The 2,757-nt window shown below is 64.6% G+C and carries 2 protein-coding genes and 1 pseudogene; 1 reads left to right on the forward strand and 2 read right to left on the reverse strand.

All coding sequences use genetic code 11. The features are described from left to right. Positions 1-1,891: polymorphic toxin-type HINT domain-containing protein (locus HTZ82_RS28455; RefSeq protein ID WP_254712181.1), on the forward strand; the 1,891-nt coding region annotated here is incomplete at its 5' end. A gap of 299 nt (positions 1,892-2,190) precedes the next feature. Here the strand turns inward: HTZ82_RS28455 and HTZ82_RS32965 are convergent. Both HTZ82_RS32965 and HTZ82_RS32970 read right to left on the reverse strand, forming a co-directional pair. Beyond that, positions 2,191-2,396 (reverse strand): annotated as a pseudogene (locus tag HTZ82_RS32965) (winged helix-turn-helix domain-containing protein). Further along, entirely contained in the window at positions 2,375-2,704 is a 330-nt protein-coding gene (locus HTZ82_RS32970; RefSeq protein ID WP_309235741.1) for a helix-turn-helix domain-containing protein, read from the reverse strand. The pseudogene HTZ82_RS32965 and the gene HTZ82_RS32970 overlap by 22 nt, the downstream one beginning before the upstream one ends. Between the last annotated feature and the right edge of the window lie 53 nt (positions 2,705-2,757).

Raw genomic sequence — 2,757 nt, forward strand, 5'->3', positions numbered from 1 at the left:
GTCCGGCAACACGACGCAGCGCGTCCTGAACGGCGACACCCAGGCGCTGAACTGGGACCGCCGCAACAAGCTGACGTCGGTCGACGCGAACAACGACGGCACGCCGGACGTGAAGTACCTGTACGACGCGGGCGGCAACCGCCTGTTGGAGGACGACGGCACGACGCGCACGCTGTACCTGGGCGAGGCGGAGATCGTCGTCAACACGTCGGGCCAGGCCCTGGACGCCCGCCGCTACTACACCCACCCGGGCGCACCGACGACGGTGCGCTCGACGGGCGGCAAGACGACGGACCACAAGATCACGGTCCTTCAGGCGGACCACCACAACACGGCGACGAACGCGATCGAGCAGACGGCCGGCCAGGCCATCATCCGCCGCAAGTTCGACCCGTACGGCACCCCGCGCGGCACGGAGCCGGCCAACTGGGCCGACCGCCGCACGTTCCTCGGCACCGGCATCGACGACCCGGCCACCGGCCTCACCCACATCGGCGCCCGCGAATACGACGCATCGACCGGCCGCTTCATCTCAGCCGACCCGATCATCGACCTCACGGACCCGCTCCAGATGAACGGGTACACGTACGCGAACGGCAACCCCCTCACGTACTCGGACCCGACGGGCCTCCGTCCGATCACGGACTGCGAACGCGGTTGCCAGATCGGCAATACGTACGTCAAGGACCACATGACCATGGGCCCCAACGGCCAATGGATCTACAACTCCACCGAGACGACCGTCACGACCAACAACAGCGGGAACAGCAAGACGACGGTTGTCGTCAACAGGAGGTACGGCGCCGGCAGCGAGACGGCGCGTGTCAGTGTCACGCAGGAGCGGAGGAATTGCAGCCAGAAGGAGGGCATCTGCGGCGGGTGGAAACACGTTCCGACGAAGGAGGTCAATCTCGAACAGGTCCACCTCACCCTGGACCTTGCCGGCTTTGTACCCGTGCTGGGATCCCCCGCCGACTTTTTGAACGCATTCCTCTACACCACGGAGGGAAATTGGTCCGAGGCCGGTTGGAGCTTGGTGGCCATAGTTCCGTGGATTGGCGAGATCACCGCCGTCAAGCGTAAGGGCGGAAAGGTCCTCGATTGGATCTCCAGTAAGAAGGCTCCAGACTGCCCCGTCGGCCACAGCTTCGTGGCAGGGACGAAGGTTCTGCTGGCCGACGGTACCGCAAAGCCGATCGAGGAACTCAAAACTGGCGACCAGGTGCTGGCGACGGACCCGGAAACGGGTGAAACCGAGGCCAAGACTGTCACGGCCACGATCGTCACCGAAGACGACAAGACCTACGTGGACGTGGCGGTTACCACGGAAGACGGTGCAAAGATCATCGTCACGACGGACCACCACCCGTTCTGGTCGGAGTCGGAACAGGCATGGCTCGACGCCGGTGACATCAAGCCCGGCATGGCCCTCCGCGCGGAGGACGGCTCCCCCGTCTCTGTGACGGCGACCCGAACGTACGGCGCAGAGCGGATCACTTACAACCTCACGGTCGCGGACCTGCACACGTACTATGTGCTGGCGGGGGAGACGCCGGTCCTCGTACACAACTGCGACTGGACCGTTCCGAGCGTCAGGGATCTTGATGCGACGTGGGCGCGGATGGGGTTTGCGTCACGATCGGAGTTTGGCGAGGTGGCTTGGGGCGGGCGAAGCCTCGCGGACGCGAGCAAGCTTAAGACTCCAGAGCAAGTGGCGAGAATGCGAGGGATCGGTATGACCGTAGAGGATGCCAAGTTCTGGAGAAACTTCTACCAAGACATCCATAAGAAGTCGGCGGCAAAGTTTCCGAATAATCCGGAGAAGGTGAATCCGAGCGCTAGGTCGAGGGCAGATTTGTTCCAGTACTACATGGATAGTCTCGGGGGCTGAAATGCGATTCTCCATTCGTGCAGACCGGTGCATTACGGTGGCCTTCGAGCCGACTGCGGCTGAGTATGTGATGGAGCCGGGTAGGTCTATCACTGTGGAATGGCCCGAAGGCGGAAATGACGGAATGGTGTCCGTGGAAGCCGATAGCTTCGTCGTATCTGCTCCGACGGGTGGGTACAACCGGGCGTGGGATGGGGATGGCATAGAGATCTACATTGGTCCGGAATCAGGGCCAGACGCACGCTAACCCAAGCCTTGCGACGACACCGTGCCGTCGTCGCAATGCTTGGGCGCGAAGACTATCCACGCGCCCAGGAGCTGGGCCGTCCTCTTACCCGTGACCACTGCTCCGACCGCCACTGCTCTACGGCCTGCTCGTCCCGCTCGACGGCCCGATGCGCGGGGACCTGCGGTGACCAGCCAGCCGGTGCGGCAGATACGACACCCCGCGCGGGGTGTACCGGTAGCCGAACAGGCGGTGAATCAGCGCCGCGACCCTCGCCAGAGTCCAGCGCTGGTCCTCCGTCCAGCCGTGCGCGGCCGGGCCGCTCCCAGCTCAGTCTGCAACCGCTCGACCTGACCATCGTCCAGCCGGCACGGAAAGCCACCAGGTCCCTTGGAAGCCAGGGCCGCGCTGCCGCCCTCACGCCAGGCGGCGTGCCAGCCGTAAGCCGACTTCCGCGACACCCGTAACCTGCGTGCCACCTCAGGCGGCCGTACCCCCTGCCCGAACATCTCCGCGGCCTCGAAGCGCACCATTTCACGCTTCGCCCGCCCCGCGGCGGTCAGCCCGCCGCCATCCGCGTACCTCATGACGAGGATGTAGCACCGCCAACGCCGACTGTCACCCCACCCTTTCAACCTCA

Source organism: Streptomyces sp. TRM64462, from assembly GCF_013362995.1.
Lineage (GTDB): Bacteria > Actinomycetota > Actinomycetes > Streptomycetales > Streptomycetaceae > Streptomyces.